Genomic DNA, 17,932 nt, shown 5'->3' on the forward strand with positions numbered 1-17,932 from the left:
CTCTGCCTCACTCGTTTCTGCCCCCAGGTCAATTTCATTCAATAACCGCCGCGCGCCCCGTCCTACCTTCCGGTCGCCCCCAACGACCGGAAGACCGCATGAGCACCACTCTCTCCATGGCCGCATTCGCACTCGCAGCCTCGATTTCCCCGGGCCCCGTCAACATCGTCGCGCTGAGTTCGGGTGCGCAGCACGGCCTGCGCGCGAGCATGGCGCACGTGACCGGCGCGACGGTCGGTTTCACCGTGCTGCTCGTGCTGATCGGTCTCGGGCTGCACGAACTCACGACCTGGCTGCCCTGGCTCGTGACAGCGATCCAATGGGCCGGCGTCGCCTTCCTGCTGTTCATGGCCTGGAAACTCGCGACCGACGACGGCCGGCTCGGCGACGGCAGCGCGTCGAAGCGCCCATCGCTGCTCTACGGCGCGGCCATGCAGTGGCTCAATCCGAAGGCCTGGCTTGCGGCGATCGCCGGTATGGGCGCCTATGCGGCCGGCGGCGATGTCGCGCAGGTCGGCGAGTTCGGCGCGATCTACTTCGTGATCTGCTATGTGTCGATCGCCTGCTGGGCCTACGCGGGCGCGTTCCTGCGCCACTATCTGCAGGACGCGCGGCGCATGCGCTGGCTCAATCGCGGACTCGCCGCGCTGCTCGTCGCGAGCGCCGTCTATCTGCTCGTCGGATGACCGCGCGTCACGCGCGGTACTGGCGAGGCGTTGCGGCGAGCAGGCGCTTGAATGCACGCTGGAAGTGCGCCTGGTCGGCGAAGCCCGCGTCGAGCGCGACGTCGGCGATCGCGCGGCCGCGACGCAGTTGCACCTGGCCGTATTCGACGCGGCGATTCACGAGATAGGCATGCGGCGTCAGGCCGTAGCGCCGCTTGAACGCGCGAATCAGGTACGACGCCGACAGGTCGGTCGCCCTGCACAGTTCCTCGAGCGTAATGCGCCGCGTGCGGTTGTCGCTGATGAATTCCGCCGCCTCGCGCACCTTGTCGTCATCCTGCCGCGGCACGCACGGCGCCGGATCGAGCCGCCGCTGCACCTCGCCGAAGAAGGCAACGGCTGCGGTTTCCTTCCGCAGCGTGTCGACGGATTCGTCGGCCAGCAGCGTGCTCAGCGCGGCGAAGGCGGCAAACAACGCCGCATCGTTCGTGACGGCCGTCGAGAACGCGCGCAGGTCGTGGTTCGCGTCGAACCCGAGATCGTGCTGCAAGCCCGCGAGCCAGGCGCGATCGACGTAGAGCATGCGATAGGCCCAGCGTTCGTCCGCGACCGGATTGCAGGCGTGCACGTCCCCCGGGTTCATGATCACGACGGCGCCTTCGCCGACTGTCTCGCGCAGCCTGCCGTTGAGATACGTGCTGCGCCCGGCGGTGATCTGCCCGATCGAGAACGTGTCGTGAAAATGCCGCTCGTAACAGACCGTGCGCCCGTCCTCGACGTAGCGCGCTTCGATGAATGGCAGTGCGTCGTCGCGCCAGAATGCCGGGGTCGTGCTCGGAGCCATCATTGAGAGCCGCCGGAAAAAACCCTCTCCTTCAAGGGAGGGCATGGGTGGGGATGGGTTTCGTGCTTCATTGCGCGTCCTGGGAGACGGCTATGCGGCCGCCGACACCAAGCTCAAGCCTCCGACGACGATTCCGCCTCCGCCTCCTCCTCCGCCGGCGTCCACCCCCGGTTGCGGTGCGCATCCCAGGCCGCCACGCCCAGCAGGATCGCCGCCGTCGTCGCGCCGAGCGCGAGCGGCGGCAGCCACGGCGACAGCCCCGCTGCTGCCGCCAGTCCGACCGCGCCCGACACATGGGAATACGGTAATTTTCCCGAAATGCTGAATTTGAACAGGCTGTTGCCGACGAGATAGAGCACCGCGCCGCCGATCACCGCGACCGTCGCCGGCGTCGAGGCATGGCCGAGCGGATGCGCGAGCAGGAACTCGTCGCCGACCGCGGAGACGATGATGCCCGCGACGATCAGCAGATGAATGTAGGTATACGTCACGCGCGCGAGCCGTCCCGGATCCTTGCTCTCGACGATCTGCGTCGTGCCGCTGTCGGCGGCCGCATCGAAATAGATCCACCACATCGCGAGACTGCCGACGAACGCGCTGACGAACGCGGCGATCGTCGCCGCATCCCACTGCAGCTTCGCGAACGTCGCGCCGGTCACGAGTATCGATTCGCCGAGCGCGATGATGACGAACAGCCCGCAGCGCTCCGACAGATGGCCGCCCTCGACGTCCCAGTCGCTCGTGCGCGAACGGCCGAGCCGCGGTACGTAGAAGCCGAGCGACGGCGAGATGAATTCGACCGCGAGCGCCACGACCCAGAGCGGCAGACGCCAGGCGTCGAACCATGCCCCGGCGAGCCAGAACACTGCCGACAGCAGCAGCCAGACGAGAATGCGCTGGAAGTTCGCGACCATGGTCGGATGTCCCGCCACGGCCCAGAGAAAATAGAGCGTGCGTCCAACCTGCATGAACACGTAGGCGCAGGCGAAACTCGCGGCGCGATGCTCGAATGCCTCGGGGATCGACGCCGACAGGATCAGTCCGGCGAGCATCAGCACGAGCAGCAGCAGCCGCGTCGGCGTCTTGTCGGGATCGAGCCAGTTCGTGACCCACGAGGTGTAGATCCAGACCCACCAGACGCCGAGCGTCAGCAGCAGCGTCTTGAACCCGCCGAGCAGGCTGAAATCCTCGAGCAGCGAATGCGACAGCTGCGTGACCGCAAACACGAACACGAGATCGAAGAACAGCTCGACCGTCGTGACCTTCTCATGGCCGTGCCCGGCACGCTCGCGGAGCAGGCTGGCTCTGAGGGACATGGTGCGCTCCGCGATACACGATGCGTGTAGCGTGCGGTCTGGCGTGGGCGGATCGCAATAGGCAGTGAAGAGTGAAGAGGAGTGAGAAACGAGTGAAAGCACAGCCCCGTTCCTCACTCGTTTCTCGTTCCTCTTCACTCTCCACTGGCATTCCACGCTGCCGGGTCCCGCTGCACGGCCCGCGCCTCACCCCTCGAAATCGTCCGCAAATATCGGCATTTCCTCCCACAGCGGATTGACCGCGTAGAACACGTCCCAGGTGCCGTTCGTGTCGTTGGGCACCTGCGTCGCCGAGAACGAGTACCAGACGACGCCGGTGCCGTCGGCGCTGATGCGCGGCTGGTGGACGTTGCCGGTGTTGCCGCCGGCGCTGACGAGGCTGATGCGTCCGCGCACGAGATCGATGACGTAGACGCCGCCCTGTTCGGAGCCGGCGAAGAGCCGGTCGGTCGATGCGAACACGAGCCAGCGGCCGGTGTAGTCGAAGTCGGGCTCGCCGTTGAAGCCTTCGCGCGGCAGATTCCCTTCGGGAATGCTCAGCGCGATCGTCGTATCGCTGCTCGGTATGCGCAGGTACTGCGTGCTCTCGGCGAACTCGCCCCAGTCGGGCAGCGAGGTCGCGTTGCTCGAGAAGGCGAGCAGGCTCCCGTTCGCGTTGAGCGCGCCGAGGTAGTCCGTCGTGTCGTTGGCCTGGACGCCGCCGGGCCCGACGTTCACGCGCTGCGGCGCGATGCTGTTGTCGGTCGCGGCGACGAACATGTCGACGATGCCGTTGGTGTCGCTCGCGACGAGGTTGCTCGCGAGCGAGGCGAACAGCACGCGGCTGCCGTCGCCCGAGAGGCGCGGATCGCTGGCGCCGTTGTTCGCGTTGGTGTCGCCCGGTGCGCCGCTGACGCGACGCTGCGTGCCGGCAACGAGATCGCGCACGAAAATGTCGGGCCGTCCGTTCGTGTCGCTGACCGTCAGCGCGTCGCGCGACGCATACGCGATGCGCGTGCCGGCCACGTCGATCGACGGGTAGTCGCAGCCGAACGTTCCGGCGCTGCCGTTGGGCTTGAGATCGAGAATCTGCAGCGTGCCGGCGGTGCGGTCGAGCAGATAGCAATTCAGGAATCCGGCCGTCGGCACGAGCTGTCCGTGCGACGAGAACACGATGCGCGAGCCGTCGCCCGAGATCGTCGCGGCGAAACTGCCGGCCTCGCTCTGCGCGCCGCCGGCCTTCACGCTGACGCGCGTCGTCGTGCCGAGCACGCGGTCGCGCACGAACACGTCGGCGGCCGCGTTCGTGTCGCCGGCAACGAGGTTGGTCGCATCGCTGAGAAACGTCACGTAGCGGCCGTTGGCCGAGATCGCGGGAAAGCGGCTCTGGCTGTTGGCCTGGCCACCGCCGGTGGCGACGCTGATGCGTTCGGCGGCGTGTGCGCTGCCGAACGCGACGATGAGCAAGCTCGCGACGAGGCACGTGCGCGGAGAAATTCGATGGCGATGCGACATTGCGACTCCGAGTACAGGGAACTCGGGGGCTTGTTACGCAATGCAGTGGATGAATCCCCAATGGGACGGTTTGTCGCGAAGACCTGAAGCTCCCTCTCCCCCGACGCCGTCGGGGGAGAGGGCTGGGGCGAGGGGGAGAAACGCCAGCGAGGCATGCCATTCGAGTTACGCGTCGGCGCTGACGTTTGTCGCGACGACTGCCATGCTTCGCAGGCCGGGACTTCTCCCCCTCCAACCCTCTCCCCCAAAGCGAGCTTGGGAGAGAGGGTTGCGGCAGTCAGCGCTCACTGAAACCCATTGATGAAAATCACATCGAGGCCGACCTGCACCAGGAAACTGCGCGACACCGTGTTGATGCCGCCGTTCGCCGTACCGCCGTCGTCGGTGACGGTCACCGTGATCGTCGCCGAGCCGATCGCATTGTGCGCGGTCGTGAACGTCAGCGAGCCGGTGGCCGCCGGACTCGCGTAGTTCACAGTGACTGAAGGCACCAGAGCCGGATTGCTCGACACCGCCGTGACCGTGAGCCCCTGATTCTCGCCCGGTCCCGCGCCGATGCCCGACAGCGCGATCGTCTGCAGGCCGGCGTTCGGCGGAATCGGTGCCGGGTTCGGAATCGCGGCCAGCGTCGGCGCGTCGTTGATCGCGGCGGTCGTCACGGTCAGCGAACCGGTCTCGCTCGTGCCGCCGGCCGAGACCGTGTACGTGAACGTTTCGCCGCCGCTGAAATTCACGTTCGGCGTGTACGACACCGAGCCGCTGGCCTGGAACGTCAGCACGCCGTTCACGGCGGCGGGCTGTACCTGCACGAGCGTCGCCGGACCTTCGAACGAATCGATCGCGGCACCGCCGCTGCCGGTCAGCACGTTGAATACCGCCGTGCTGCCGTCTTCGTCGACGCTGATCGCATCGTCGGCCGTGTCGACGACCGCATCGATCTGCACGTGGGTCTGCGCCGACACCGGACCCGACGTGTCGTTCGCCGTCAGCACGAGCTGCGCGCTGCCGTTGTAGTCGGCCTGCGGCTTGAGCTGCACGCTCGCGAACGCGGCGCCGATGTTCACGAGCGATCCGCTGAACGCCATCGCGTCGTCGTCGGTGCCGTCGCCCAGCGTGAACGACAGTCCCGAGGTCGTGACCAGCGTAAGCGTGCCGTGGCTCGCGTCGAGCGTGATCGTCAGCGTGCTGTTGTCGACATCGCCGACGCCGAGCGTCGTCAGTGTCGCCGTCTCGTCTTCGTTCAACGTGAGCGCAGCCGGTGCATTCACGACCGGCGCGTCGTTGGCCGGCATGCCCGTCAGCGTCTTGCTGCCGGTGGCGGGCGGCGCGACGCCGTCACTGACCGAGGTCGCGATGCTGCCGTTCGCACTGCCGTTCGCCGTGGGGACGACGCTCACACCGGCGAGCAAGGTGTTGACGTTCGCGATCGCACCGCTGGCCGACCAGACGCCGGTACCGGCGTTGTAGGTCGATGTGACCGCACCCGCGGTGGCCGTCGTCAGCGCGCCGAGCGAGGCCGGCGACAGCGTCAGCGTGACGGTCACGTTCGCGGTGTCGACATCGGCGACGACGATGTCGACGAGATTCAGCGCCGTGTCCTCGGTATACGTTTCCGCCGCCGACAGATTCGTCGCCGACGCGGCGTCGTTGACCGGCGTGCCCGTCAGCGTCTTGCTACCGGTGACCGGCGTCGCGACGCCGTCGCCGACCGACACGGCAATGCTGCCGTTCGCGTTGCCGTTGGCCGCCGGCACGAAGCTCACGCCGGCGAGCAAGGCGTTCACGTCGGCGATTGCGCCGCTCGCACTCCACACCCCCGTGCCGGCGGTATAGGTCGACGTGACCGCGCCCGCGGTCGCCGTCGTCAATGCGCCGAGCGAAGCCGGCGACAGCGTCAGCGTGACCGTGAGATTCGCGGTGTCGACGTCGCCGACGACGATGTCGACGAGATTCAACGCCGTGTCTTCGATGTAGGTTTCGGCCGCGGACGTGTTGGTCGCCGACGGCGCATCGTTCACTGCCGTCGCCGTGAATGTCTTGCTGCCGGTTGCCGGCGGTGCCGCGCCGTCGCTGAGCGACGTCGCGAGCGAGAAGGTCTGCGCGAAGTTCGCCGCCGGCACGAAGCTCACGCCCGCGAGCAGGGTGTTCACGTTCGCGATCGCACCGCTCGCACTCCAGACGCCCGTGCCGGCCGTGAAGGTCGAGGTGACTGCGCCGGAGGTCGCCGTCGTCAGCGTGCCGGCCGACGTGTTCGACAGCGTCAGCGTTGCCGTGACGGTCGCCGAGTCGACATCGCTCGCGACGATGTCGATGAGGTTCAGCGACGTGTCCTCGGTATAGCTCTCGGCGGCGGACAGATTGGTCGCGCTCGGCGCATCGTTCACGGCCGTGCCGGTCACGGTCTTCGAGCCGGTCACCGGCGCTGCGGCGCCGTCGCCGACCGAGGTCGCGATGCTGCCGTTCGCACTGCCATTCGCCGTGGGCACGAAACTCACGCCGGCGAGCAAGGTGTTGACGTTCGCAATCGCGCCGCTCGCCGACCAGACGCCGGTGCCGGCGGTGTAGGTCGACGTGACCGCGCCCGAGGTCGCCGTCGTCAGCGCACCGAGCGAGGCCGGCGACAGCGTCAGCGTGACGGTCACGTTCGCGGTGTCGACATCGCTGACGACGATGTCGGCAAGATTCAGCGTCGTGTCTTCGGTGTAGCTTTCCGCCGCGGACAGATTCGTTGCGCCCGGCGCATCGTTGACCGCCGTTCCCGTCATCGTCTTTGAGCCGGTCACCGGCGTGGCGACACCGTCGCCGACCGATGTCGCGATCGCGAAGTTTTGCGCGAAGTTCGCCGCGGGCGTGAAGGTCAGGCCCGCAAGCAGCGTGTTCACGTTGGCGATCGGACCGCTCGCGTTCCAGATGCCGGTGCCCGCCGCGTAGGTCGACGTGACGCTGCCCGAGGTCGCCGTGTTCAATGCGCCGGCCGACGCGTTCGACAGCGTCAGCGTCGCCGTCACAGTCGCCGAATCGATGTCGCTCGCGACGATGTCGGTCAGGTTCAGCGCGGTGTCCTCGGTATACGTCTCGGCCGCCGACAGGTTCGTCGCTGTCGGCGCATCGTTGACCGCGCTGCCCGTCAGCGTCTTGCTGCCGGTCACCGGCGGTGCGACGCCGTCGCCGACCGAGGTCGCGATGCTGCCGTTCGCACTGCCATTGGCCGCCGGCACGAAGCTCACGCCCGCGAGCAACGTGTTCACGTTCGCGATCGCGCCGCCGGCGCTCCAGACGCCCGTGCCCGCGTTATAAGTCGACGTGACCGCGCCCGAAGTCGCCGTCGTCAGCGCACCGAGCGCCGCCGGCGACAGGGTCAGCGTGACGCTGACATTCGCCGTGTCGACGTCGCCGACGACGATGTCGGCGAGATTCAGCGTCGTGTCTTCGGTATACGTTTCCGGCGTGGACAGATTGGTCGCCGTCGGCGCGTCGTTGGTCACAACCCCCGTCATTGCCTTGGAACCGGTCAGCGCCGGCGCCACGCCGTCGCCGACGGACGTGGCGATCGTGAAATTCTGCGTGGAGTTCGCCGCCGGCACGAAACTCACGCCGGCCAGCAGCGTGTTCACGTCGGCGATCGCGCCGCTCGCGCTCCACAGACCCGTGCCCGCGTTGAACGTCGAGGTCACCGCCCCCGCGGTCGCCGTCGTCAGCGAACCCGCAGCGGCGCTCGACAAGGTCAGCGTCGCCGTCACGTTCGCGGAGTCCATATCGCTCGCAACGATGTCGACGAGGTTCAGCGCGGTGTCTTCGGTATAGCTTTCGGCCACGGACAGATTCGTCGCGGCAGGCGCGTCGTTGACCGCCGTGACGTTCACGGTGAACGTGCGCGTCGTCGTGTCGACGGTGCCGAACACCACGCCGCCGTCGTCGCGCACGGTGACGGTGATGACCGCGCTGCCCGACTGGTTCGCCGCGGGCGTGTAGCTCAGCGAGCCGGTCGTCGCGCCGGCGCTATGACTGACGCTGGGATGGGGGATCAGCGCCGGGTTGCTCGACGCGGCCGTGACCGTCAGCGCCTGGTCGATCGCATCGCCGTCGCTGATGCCGCTCAGCCCGAGGTTCTGCAGCGGACCGTCTTCGGCGATCGCGGCGGGATCGGCGATCGCGTCGAGGGTCGGCGCATTGTTGTAGATCCAGCTGCAGCGGCTGTTCTCCCAGCCGACATCGGCGAGCAGGCAGTCGGCGAGATCGGTCTGGTTGAACACGTCGGCGTTGGCCGAGGGTTCCATCAGCAGATTCGGCGATGCGTCCGAGTGGAAATGGGAAATACTGGAGCCGCCGACGAGAGGATTCGGCGCATACATGCGCATGCGGCCTTCGTTGCGCGCGACCGCGACCTGCGAGCCGAGGTTCGTCGTGACCGACATGCCGTCCCAGACCAGCAGCGGATCGTGCGTGAACGAGATGACGCGTTCGGCGTTCGTCATCGCCGACCAGCGCTTGTTCGTGCCGCTGCCGTCGATGTCGTTGTCGCGCAGGAAGTCCGACCAGATGTCGGCAATGCCGTTGAAATAGCCGCCGTAGGGCGTGGTCGGACTGGTGCAGCCGGCCGGCGTGCGGCAGATCAGCGCGGCGAAGCCAAGACCGTGACCGAGTTCGTGCAGCACGACCGGATACAGCGCGATCGTGCCGGCCGGCGCCGGACCGGTCAGGCCGTAGTAGAAGCGCGTGGTGCCGAGGCAGCCCGTGTCGTTGAGATCGATGCGCGCGTTGAACGTCGTGTTGATTTCGTTGCCGGCGCCGTTGAGTTCCTGATCGAGCAGCGCCTCGGCGAGCGCGACCGGGAAATAGCGCTGGCGTCCGCTGTCGGACAGCACGATGTTCGTCGCCGCGCCGGCCGAGCCCAGCGTGCCGCTGGAAGCGCTGCAGGAGAGCGTCGCGAAACTCGCGTTGACCTTGATGACGCGATTGCTCGCGAGCGCACTGCCCCAGGTGTTCACGGCGGTCTGGAACAGGATCGTGCGCTGCTGGCCCAGCGTCATGCCGGTGTTGCCGCCTTCGGGCGTCGCCGGCGTCGCATCGTCAAAACCGCCGCCGGGCGTGGTCACGAGCTGGAACGTCGCGGCGTCGGCGGCCGCAGCGGAGAAACCGAACATCAGCGCGAGCGCCGCACGGTGCAGCCGGCTCATGGCTGCGGCTCCTCGGCGGGCGCGTCGTGACCGTGTCCGGGCTCTTCGCACTGCAGGTGCACGCTGCCGTCGGCGCCGATCGTCGCGATCGCGCTGTGCTGGTAGCCGCTGGTATCGATGTAGAGAAACCCGTTCGGGAAACGCTGCAGGCTCATGTCGACCTGCGGCGCGGCTTCGCCAGCGCCGGAAGCTGCGGCGACGGCGTCCGGCGGCGCTTCGATCAGCGTACCGGTACGCGGGTCGATATGCGCCTGCTGTGCCGCAGCCTCCGGTGTCGATGTCGCCGGACGGCGCGGCGCAGCGAGCGCTGCCTTGGCTTCGGGCGGCAATTCGTCGACCGTGGCGGCGCGCAGCTCGCGCTTGGATGCCGGCGATGCCGGCGGCGGTGCGGCAAAGGCCGCGGACACGACAACAGCCGATACGGCCGCAAGAACGGCAGTACGCAACGACAGCATGAGCTTTCCCCCTGAAAGCGGCCGCATCGGGCGGCCGGGCCAGTCTGGCGCCCGCGCCGGACATACCTGTCATCGACGCGCGCGGCACGGACACTTTTTACAAACGGCGATCAACCACCCTGGTGCCCCGTTCCGCAAACACGTCGACGAATTCCGGATGGATTCCGCGCGGGACCTGGCGCGCCGAGGCGCCGTAGCGGCGCTACGGCAACGCGGTGCAGCGACGTATCGCGCCGAAAGACACGGGAATCATCGACAGCTGTTTACGTAAAGGACCCTAGCGCAAAGCAGGAATGATGCCGATCGCCGTGGCGCCGACCCGGCCGCCGCGCGAAACCGGCGCGCCCGCGCGGCGCACCGGGGGGCGTGGTGAGCCCGGCACCGGTCGGCCCGAGGCTCACGCCGTGCCGGCGCCCGTTGCGCCGCCGCTGCCGCGCAGAAGCGGGCCCGACTTCGATGTGGGGCTAGCCGGTACCGATCTCGACTACGCTCCGGCGCTGCCAAGCTGCCGGTCATGCATACGCATCAGCAGCACCTGCGCCGCGATCGCGCCGAGCAGTGCGCAGAACATGTCCCATTGCGTGTCCCAGATATCGCCTTGCGTCGCGAGGTAGGCGTCGGCCGCGCCGCCCATGATCACCGCAGCCCACCATTCGATGAATTCGAAGAACGCGCTGAAGCTCAGGCACGCTGCGCAGACCAGATAGAACAGCCAGCCGCCGCGCACGAGCGGCGTGCGGCGCAGCAGCAGTTCGCGTGCCAGGATGGCCGGGATGAAGCCCTGCGCGAAGTGACCGAGCCGGTCGTAGTTGTTGCGCGTCAGGTCGAACCAGTCGCGCCACAGATCGCCGAGCGGCGTCAGCGCATAGGTGTACTTGCCGCCGTAGATCAGGATCACGCAATGGATTGCGATCAGCCAGTACAGCAGGCGCGTCAGCGGAAAGCGCGCGCGCGTCGCGATCAGCAGCGGAATCGCCGCGAGCACCCAGATGATTTCCATGAACCAGGTCAGGCGGTCGTGCGGGGCTATGCCGGACCAGACGAGGACCGCGCCGACGGCGCCGATGAGGAACAAGGCTTCGCGATGCGGAAGACCGGTGGCAGGCACGGCAGGCGCGGTCTTCATGAAGGTCGATGACTCCTGTTGACCGGAGAAAAGGCGTGCAGAGGAGCAGGAAACGCGTGGCGACCACGGGGGCTCCGACTCGTTTCCCACTCCTCCCTGCTCGTTCTGCGTCAGCGCAGCCCGGTCTCGTTGCGCGCAATCACCATGCGCTGGATCTCCGACGTGCCTTCATAGATCTCGGTGATCTTCGCATCGCGGAAATAGCGCTCGAGCGGCATTTCCTTGGAATAGCCCATGCCGCCGTGAATCTGCACGGCCTGGTGCGTGATCCACATCGCCGACTCCGAGGCCGTGAGCTTGGCCACCGCGGCTTCGGTCGAGAAGCGGCCGCCGTTTTCCTGCGCCTGCTGCTTGGCCCAGGCCGCGCGCAGGGTCAGCAGATGCGACGCGTCGAGCTTGCACTTCATGTCGGCGATCTTGGCCTGCGTCATCTGGAAGCTGCCGATCGACTGGCCGAACGCCTTGCGCTCCTGCGAATAGGCAATGGTCGCTTCGTACGCGGCGCGGGCGAGGCCGACGGCCTGGGAGGCGATGCCGATGCGGCCCGCGTCGAGCACGCCCATCGCGATCTTGAAGCCTTCGCCTTCCTGGCCGATGACTTCGGCCGCCTCGGCGCGGTAGTCGGCGAATTCGATTTCGCAGGTCGCCGACGCGCGGATGCCGAGCTTCGGCTCGGTCTTGCCGCGGCCGAAGCCGGCGCGGTCGGTATCGACGATGAACGCGGTGATGCCGCGTGCGCCCTTTTCGGGATCGGTCATCGCGAACAGCAGGATGTATTTCGCGACCGGACCCGACGTGATCCAGCTCTTCTTGCCGTTGATGACGAAGCTGCCGTCGGCCTGCTTCGCGGCGCGGCAGCGCATCGCGGTGGCGTCGGAGCCCGACTGCGGCTCGGTCAGCGCGAAGGCGCCGATCGCCGCGCCCGAGGCGATCGGCGCGACGTAGGCGAGCTTCTGTTCGTGCGTGCCGAACTTCAGCAGGCCGTTGCAATACAGGGTGTTGTTGACCGACATGATCGTCGAGTGGGCGCAGTCGGCCGCGGCGATCTCGATCATGGCGAGCACGTAGGAAATCGAATCCATGCCGGCGCCGCCGTATTCGGTCGGCACCTCGATGCCCATGAGACCGAGCTGGCCCATTTCCTGGATGTTGGCCAGCGGGAATTCGCCCTTGTGGTCGAACTCGGCCGCGACGGGTGCGATGCGCTTCTGCGCGAAGTCGCGCGCGATGGCCTGGATCGACAGCTGGTCTTCGGTGAATCGGAAATCCATGGGCAACTCCTGCTGGGCCGCGAATCCGCGTCCGCGCCGGGGGTCGCCGGCGCGCAGCGCGCGTAGATGAGGAACCTGGGATTTTACCGGTTCGCACGCCGTGATGGACCAGCCGGCCAAATCCGGCACCGCAGCGCGTGCCCCGGGCACGCGCAAGCGCTTGTGCGAAAACGTGATTGGACGCGTCGGCAGCGCTATCGCGCCGCGCCGCCGGCGGCGAAATCGCAGTCCGGATACGGCGAGCGCTGCGCCAGCATCCAGGGCAGCAGCCCCGGCTCGGCGTAGGCGCGCGACCAGATCACGTGCTTTTCGCCGGGATATTCGGTGTAGACCGGCCTGCCGCCGAACGCACGCAGCGCGCGCACGACGACGCGCGAGCCCATCTGGGCTCCGCCGTAGCCCGATTCGACATCGGTGTCGTCGTCCTTTTCGCCATGAAAAATCCACTGCGGGATTTTTTCAATATGCTGCAGCCCCGAAGGCTCGGTCATGCCCGACATCGGCACGGCCGCGGCGAAGCAGCGCGGGCGGCGCTTGAGCGCATCCCAGACCCCGGTGCCGCCGTTGGAAATGCCGGTCAGCACGATGCGCTGCGGATCGACGGGCCAGCGCGCCATCGCATCGGCGATCGCGCTTGCGACGCGGTCGGGCGGCCAGTAGCCGCCGGTCGTCTGCGGCGCGAGATAGACGAGCGGCGTGCCGGCCTTGCGCGCCTGGTCGACGAGCTGCAGCGAACCGTTGCCGTAGCCGGCGAGCTGGGACTCGTTGTCGGTGCCGTCCTGCCCGTCGCCGTGCAGGAACACGACGAGCGGCAGCCGCTCGCCCGAGGCCGGCGCGCCGGTCTGGATCGCGCGATACGGCACCTGGGCCGCGTCCCGGGTCCAGAACTTGCCGAGCTCGGCGTCATCGACGGCACCGGCCGCGCCGGCGAGCATTGTGAGCAGCGGGATCAACAGTCGGATCGAGGGCATAGCCGGCAAGCATAGCGACGAAAACGGGGCCAGGTTCAACTACGGCCATGAGTGAACCTGACCCCGTTTTATTGACCCGCGCGGGCGCCGTCGTTACGCTGCGCATCCATCTTTTGATCAAGATGAAAGGATAGATAGTGGATCTCGCCGCCACGTCGGCTCTGTTGCGCCTGCTCTCCGACCCGACCCGCGTCCGCCTGCTCGCCCTGCTCGAACGCGAGGAGCTGACCGTGGCGGAGCTGTCGTCGGTGCTGCGCCTCGCCCAGCCGCGCGTGTCCACGCATCTGGCCAAGCTCAAGGAAGCCGATCTCGTGCGCGACCGTCGCGCCGGCGTTTCCGCGTACTACCGCTTCAACAACGATCTGCCGGCGCGCGAGGAAGCGCTGCTGCGCGCGCTCAAGGAAAGCGTCGACGACGCGTTGCTGCGCGAGGACGACGACCTGCTGCCGGCCGTGCTCGCCCAGCGCGCGCATGCCGAAGGCTGGGCCGACAGCGTCGCCGGCGACATGGAGCGGCACTACTCGCCGGGCCGCACCTGGGAAGCGCTCGCGCGTGCGATGACCCAGCTCGTGGAAACCGGCGACGTGCTCGACATCGCCTCGGGCGACGGCGTGCTCGCCGAACTGCTCGCGCCGCAGGCGCGTTCCATCGTCTGCGTCGACGCGAGCGAACGCGTGGCCGGCGCCGCGCGCGCGCGGCTGAAGACATGGGCCAACGTCAGCGTCGAACTGGGCGACATGCATGCGCTGGATCTCGGCGAGCGGCGCTTCGATCTCGTGCTGCTCATGCATGCGCTGACTTATACCGACCGGCCCGCCGAGGTCATCGCCGAAGCCGCGCGCGTGCTGCGTCCCGGCGGACGCCTGCTCGCCGCGACGCTGGGCCGGCATGCGCACAAGACCGCGGTCGATCCGTTCGACCACCGCAATCTCGGCTTCCGTCCCGACGACCTGCGCGACTACGCGCACCGGGCCGGACTCGAGGTGATCCGCTGCGAACGCGCGACGAAGGAACGCCGTCCGCCGCATTTCGAGGTGCTGACCCTGCTCGCGCGCAAGGCATGACCGCCGGCGTGCGCCATTTTCCACCTGTACACGGCCCGGCGCCCGAGCGCCGTCCCCAACCCGAAGAACGACGCCCATGAAACAGCTGCCCTGGCACAACCCCGCCCGCGCCGACGCGCTGCATGCCGCGCTGGCCGAACGCATCCTCATCATCGACGGTGCCATGGGCACGATGATCCAGGGCTACAAGCTCGACGAAGCCGGCTATCGCGGCGAGCGCTTCTCGCAGGGCTATGACGGCCGTCACCTGCACGTGCACGACCACAAGCACCACGTCTGCGACCTCAAGGGCAACAACGACCTGCTGCTCCTGACCCAGCCTGACATCATCCGCGCCGTGCACACGCAGTACCTCCAAGCCGGTGCGGATCTGCTCGAAACCAACACGTTCAACGCGACCTCGATCAGCCAGGCCGACTATCACCTCGAACACGTCGTCTACGAACTCAACAAGGAAGGCGCGCGGCTCGCGCGCGAGTGCTGCGACGCGATCGAGGCGCAGGTACCGAACAAGCCGCGCTTCGTGATCGGCGTGCTCGGCCCCACGAGCCGCACCGCCTCGATCAGCCCCGACGTCAACGACCCGGGCTATCGCAACGTGAGCTTCGACGAACTCGGCGCGACCTATCGCGAAGCCGCGCGCGGCCTCATCGACGGCGGCGCCGACATCCTCATGGTCGAGACCATCTTCGACACGCTCAACGCGAAGGCCGCGCTGTATGCGATCGAGCAGGTCTACGACGAACGCGGCACGCGCCTGCCGGTCATGATCTCGGGCACGATCACCGACCGCTCCGGCCGCACGCTGTCGGGCCAGACCGCCGAGGCGTTCTTCTATTCGATGCGCCATGCGCGGCCGCTGTCGATCGGACTCAACTGCGCGCTCGGCGCGAAAGACCTGCGCCCGCACGTGGAGACGCTCGCGAGCCTCGCCGACTGCTACGTGAGCACGCATCCGAACGCGGGCCTGCCGAATGCGTTCGGCGAGTACGACGAAACGCCCGAGGAGATGGCCGCGACGATCCGCGAGTTCGCCGAGGCGGGTTTTCTCAATCTCGTCGGCGGCTGCTGCGGCACCTCGCCGGCACACATCAAGGCGATCGCGGAAGCGGTTGCCGGCATCGTGCCGCGGAAGCCGGTGACGTATCCGGTGCAGAGCGCGGCCTGAGGCAAACTCTCCGCTTGAAAGGGAGGGCATGGGCGGGGATGGTTTTTTTGCCTTGCGCGACGAGAAACGGCGCGAGGAAGAAACGTCCGACCTGCCCGGTTTCCTGACAGACCTTGTTGGGCTTCGCCGTCGGCTCGGTCCAACCTACAAAGATCCCGGTAACCGCATGACCACCGAACACGACAACACCCTGCCCCGCTACACGCGACTGTCCGGCCTCGAACCGCTCGTGCTGACGCCCGAGCTGCTGTTCGTCAACGTCGGCGAGCGCACGAACGTCACCGGCAGTGCACAGTTCAAGAAGCTGATCAAGGAAGGCCGCTTCGAGGAAGCCGTCGACGTCGCGCGGCAGCAGGTCGCCAACGGCGCGCAGATCATCGACGTCAACATGGACGAAGGCCTGATCGATTCGGAAGCCGCGATGGTGCGGTTCCTGAACCTGATCGCCTCGGAACCCGACATCGCGCGGATTCCGGTCATGGTCGATTCGTCCAAATGGACCGTCATCGAAGCCGGCCTGCAATGCCTGCAGGGCAAGGGCGTCGTCAACTCCATCTCGATGAAGGAAGGCGTCGACGCGTTCAAGGAGCAGGCCAAGAAAGTGCTGCGCTACGGCGCCGCCGTCGTCGTCATGGCCTTCGACGAAGTCGGCCAGGCCGACACCTGCGAGCGCAAGGTGGAAATCTGCACGCGCGCCTATCGCATCCTCGTCGACGAAGTCGGCTTCCCGCCCGAAGACATCATCTTCGATCTGAACATCTTCGCCATCGCGACCGGCATCGAGGAACACAACAACTACGCCGTCGACTTCATCGAGGCGACGCGCATCATCAAGCAGACCCTGCCCCACTGCCACGTGTCGGGCGGCGTCTCCAACGTGTCGTTCTCGTTCCGCGGCAACGAGCCGGTGCGTCAGGCGATCCACGCCGTATTCCTCTACCACGCGATCCGCGCCGGCATGGACATGGGCATCGTCAACGCCGGCGGCCTGCCGATCGTCGACGACCTCGATGCGGACCTGCGCGAGCGCGTCGAGGACGTCGTGCTGAACCGCCGCAGCGACGCGACCGAACGCCTGCTCGAGATCGCCGAACGCTACAAGACGAAGAAAGGCGAAGCCGCCGTCGAAGTGCTCGCCTGGCGCGAACTGCCGGTACGCGAGCGTCTCAAGCACGCGCTCGTGCACGGCATCGACCAGTACATCGACGGCGACACCGAAGAAGTGCGCGCGCAGTCGACGCGTCCGCTCGACGTCATCGAAGGCCCGCTGATGGATGGCATGAACGTCGTCGGCGACCTGTTCGGCGCCGGCAAGATGTTCCTGCCGCAGGTCGTCAAGTCCGCGCGCGTGATGAAGAAAGCCGTCGCCTACCTGCTGCCGTACATCGAAGAAGAAAAGGCGCGCACCGGCGACGCCGGCAAGTCCAACGGCAAGATCATCATGGCCACGGTCAAGGGCGACGTGCACGACATCGGCAAGAACATCGTCGGCGTCGTGCTCCGCTGCAACAACTTCGACGTGATCGACCTCGGCGTCATGGTACCGACGCAGAAGATCCTCGACGCCGCGCGCGAAGAGAACGCCGACATGATCGGCCTTTCCGGCCTGATCACGCCGTCGCTCGAAGAAATGAGCCATGTCGCGAAGGAAATGCAGCGCCAGGGACTCGATATCCCGCTGCTGATCGGCGGCGCGACGACCTCGCGCGCACACACGGCGCTCAAGATCGAGCCGCATTACAAGTCGCCGACCGTCTGGGTGAAGGACGCCTCGCGCGCCGTCGGTGTCGCGCAGTCGCTGATCTCGAAGGAACTCGTCGACGAGTTCATGGCGAAGATCCGCCACGAATACGCCGAGATCCGCGAACGCCACAAGGACCGCGGCCCCGGCAAGAAGCTCGTGAGCCTGTCCCACGCGCGCGGCCAGGCGTTCGACGGCGGCTGGGACAGCTACGTGCCGCCGGCGCCGGTCAAACCCGGCATCACCGTGTTCGACGACTACCCGCTCGCCGAGCTCGTCGACTACATCGACTGGACGCCGTTCTTCTCGACCTGGGAACTCGCCGGCAACTACCCGCAGATCCTCGACGACGCGATCGTCGGCGCCCAGGCGCGCGAGCTCTACCGCGACGCGCGTGCGATGCTCGACACGCTCATCAAGGAAAAGTGGATTTCCGCGCGCGGCGTCATCGGCCTGTGGCCCGCGGCGCGCGTCGGCGACGACGTCGAAGTCCGTGCGGGCGACGGCAAGCCGACGATGCTGCGCTTCCTGCGCCAGCAGGCCGACAAGCCGGTCGAACGCCCCGATTTCTGCCTCGCCGACTTCATCGCGCCGAAGACCTCCGGCGTGAACGACTGGATCGGCGGCTTCGCCGTGACCG

At 67.3% G+C, this 17,932-nt stretch carries 12 protein-coding genes; 4 read left to right on the forward strand and 8 right to left on the reverse strand.

The window, feature by feature from the left end; translation table 11 throughout:
* The first annotated feature begins 98 nt into the window (after positions 1-98).
* Positions 99-686, forward strand: a complete 588-nt coding sequence (locus tag VLF18_RS00300; protein ID WP_325277611.1) for a LysE family translocator — start codon at positions 99-101, stop codon at positions 684-686.
* Between the two features lie 7 nt (positions 687-693).
* Here the strand turns inward: VLF18_RS00300 and VLF18_RS00305 are convergent, their stop codons facing one another.
* From VLF18_RS00305 to VLF18_RS00340, 8 genes are all read right to left on the reverse strand, one after another.
* Complete coding sequence (locus VLF18_RS00305; RefSeq protein ID WP_325277612.1) at positions 694-1,509, reverse strand: AraC family transcriptional regulator; 816 nt, start codon at positions 1,507-1,509, stop codon at positions 694-696.
* Positions 1,510-1,622: 113 nt separating this feature from the next.
* Positions 1,623-2,825 carry a low temperature requirement protein A gene (locus VLF18_RS00310; RefSeq protein WP_325277613.1) on the reverse strand — a complete coding sequence of 401 codons (1,203 nt, stop codon included), beginning with the start codon at positions 2,823-2,825 and terminating at the stop codon, positions 1,623-1,625.
* Positions 2,826-3,011: 186 nt separating this feature from the next.
* On the reverse strand, positions 3,012-4,319 hold the full coding sequence (locus tag VLF18_RS00315) for a hypothetical protein (RefSeq protein ID WP_325277614.1): 1,308 nt from the start codon (positions 4,317-4,319) through the stop codon (positions 3,012-3,014).
* Between the two features lie 284 nt (positions 4,320-4,603).
* Positions 4,604-9,496 (reverse strand): beta strand repeat-containing protein, encoded by a 4,893-nt coding sequence (locus VLF18_RS00320; protein WP_325277615.1) that lies wholly within the window; start codon positions 9,494-9,496, stop codon positions 4,604-4,606.
* Positions 9,493-9,951 carry a hypothetical protein gene (locus tag VLF18_RS00325; RefSeq protein WP_325277616.1) on the reverse strand — a complete coding sequence of 153 codons (459 nt, stop codon included), beginning with the start codon at positions 9,949-9,951 and terminating at the stop codon, positions 9,493-9,495. Before VLF18_RS00325 ends, VLF18_RS00320 begins: the two co-directional genes overlap by 4 nt.
* Positions 9,952-10,435: 484 nt before the next feature.
* Entirely contained in the window at positions 10,436-11,077 is a 642-nt protein-coding gene (locus tag VLF18_RS00330) for a DUF2238 domain-containing protein (RefSeq protein ID WP_325277617.1), read from the reverse strand.
* Between the two features lie 110 nt (positions 11,078-11,187).
* Positions 11,188-12,348, reverse strand: a complete 1,161-nt coding sequence (locus VLF18_RS00335; protein WP_325277618.1) for an acyl-CoA dehydrogenase family protein — start codon at positions 12,346-12,348, stop codon at positions 11,188-11,190.
* A gap of 194 nt (positions 12,349-12,542) precedes the next feature.
* Positions 12,543-13,319 carry a prolyl oligopeptidase family serine peptidase gene (locus VLF18_RS00340; protein WP_325277619.1) on the reverse strand — a complete coding sequence of 259 codons (777 nt, stop codon included), beginning with the start codon at positions 13,317-13,319 and terminating at the stop codon, positions 12,543-12,545.
* Between the two features lie 137 nt (positions 13,320-13,456).
* Here VLF18_RS00340 and VLF18_RS00345 point away from each other — a divergent pair, with 137 nt between their 5' ends.
* The 3 genes from VLF18_RS00345 to metH all read left to right on the forward strand — a co-directional run.
* Positions 13,457-14,383: a metalloregulator ArsR/SmtB family transcription factor gene (locus VLF18_RS00345; protein ID WP_325277620.1), complete on the forward strand. Its 927-nt coding sequence runs from the start codon at positions 13,457-13,459 to the stop codon at positions 14,381-14,383.
* 76 nt (positions 14,384-14,459) lie between these two features.
* Positions 14,460-15,551, forward strand: coding sequence for a homocysteine S-methyltransferase family protein (locus VLF18_RS00350; RefSeq protein ID WP_325277621.1), 1,092 nt, complete (start codon positions 14,460-14,462; stop codon positions 15,549-15,551).
* Positions 15,552-15,717: 166 nt separating this feature from the next.
* On the forward strand, positions 15,718-17,932 hold a 2,215-nt coding region (gene metH, locus VLF18_RS00355), incomplete at its 3' end, for a methionine synthase (RefSeq protein WP_325277622.1).

The sequence above is a fragment of the Tahibacter sp. genome, from assembly GCF_035481375.1.
In the GTDB taxonomy this organism is placed as follows: domain Bacteria; phylum Pseudomonadota; class Gammaproteobacteria; order Xanthomonadales; family Rhodanobacteraceae; genus Tahibacter.

Bases quoted from the DNA above. Each gene is read 5' to 3' on its own strand.
- VLF18_RS00320 (WP_325277615.1), bottom strand. From the start codon at position 9,496: ATGAGCCGGCTGCACCGTGCGGCGCTCGCGCTGATGTTCGGTTTCTCC.
- VLF18_RS00350 (WP_325277621.1), top strand. From the start codon at position 14,460: ATGAAACAGCTGCCCTGGCACAACCCCGCCCGCGCCGACGCGCTGCAT.
- VLF18_RS00300 (WP_325277611.1), top strand. From the start codon at position 99: ATGAGCACCACTCTCTCCATGGCCGCATTCGCACTCGCAGCCTCGATT.
- VLF18_RS00335 (WP_325277618.1), bottom strand. From the start codon at position 12,348: ATGGATTTCCGATTCACCGAAGACCAGCTGTCGATCCAGGCCATCGCG.
- VLF18_RS00305 (WP_325277612.1), bottom strand. From the start codon at position 1,509: ATGGCTCCGAGCACGACCCCGGCATTCTGGCGCGACGACGCACTGCCA.
- VLF18_RS00315 (WP_325277614.1), bottom strand. From the start codon at position 4,319: ATGTCGCATCGCCATCGAATTTCTCCGCGCACGTGCCTCGTCGCGAGC.
- VLF18_RS00340 (WP_325277619.1), bottom strand. From the start codon at position 13,319: ATGCCCTCGATCCGACTGTTGATCCCGCTGCTCACAATGCTCGCCGGC.
- VLF18_RS00330 (WP_325277617.1), bottom strand. From the start codon at position 11,077: ATGAAGACCGCGCCTGCCGTGCCTGCCACCGGTCTTCCGCATCGCGAA.
- VLF18_RS00310 (WP_325277613.1), bottom strand. From the start codon at position 2,825: ATGTCCCTCAGAGCCAGCCTGCTCCGCGAGCGTGCCGGGCACGGCCAT.
- VLF18_RS00325 (WP_325277616.1), bottom strand. From the start codon at position 9,951: ATGCTGTCGTTGCGTACTGCCGTTCTTGCGGCCGTATCGGCTGTTGTC.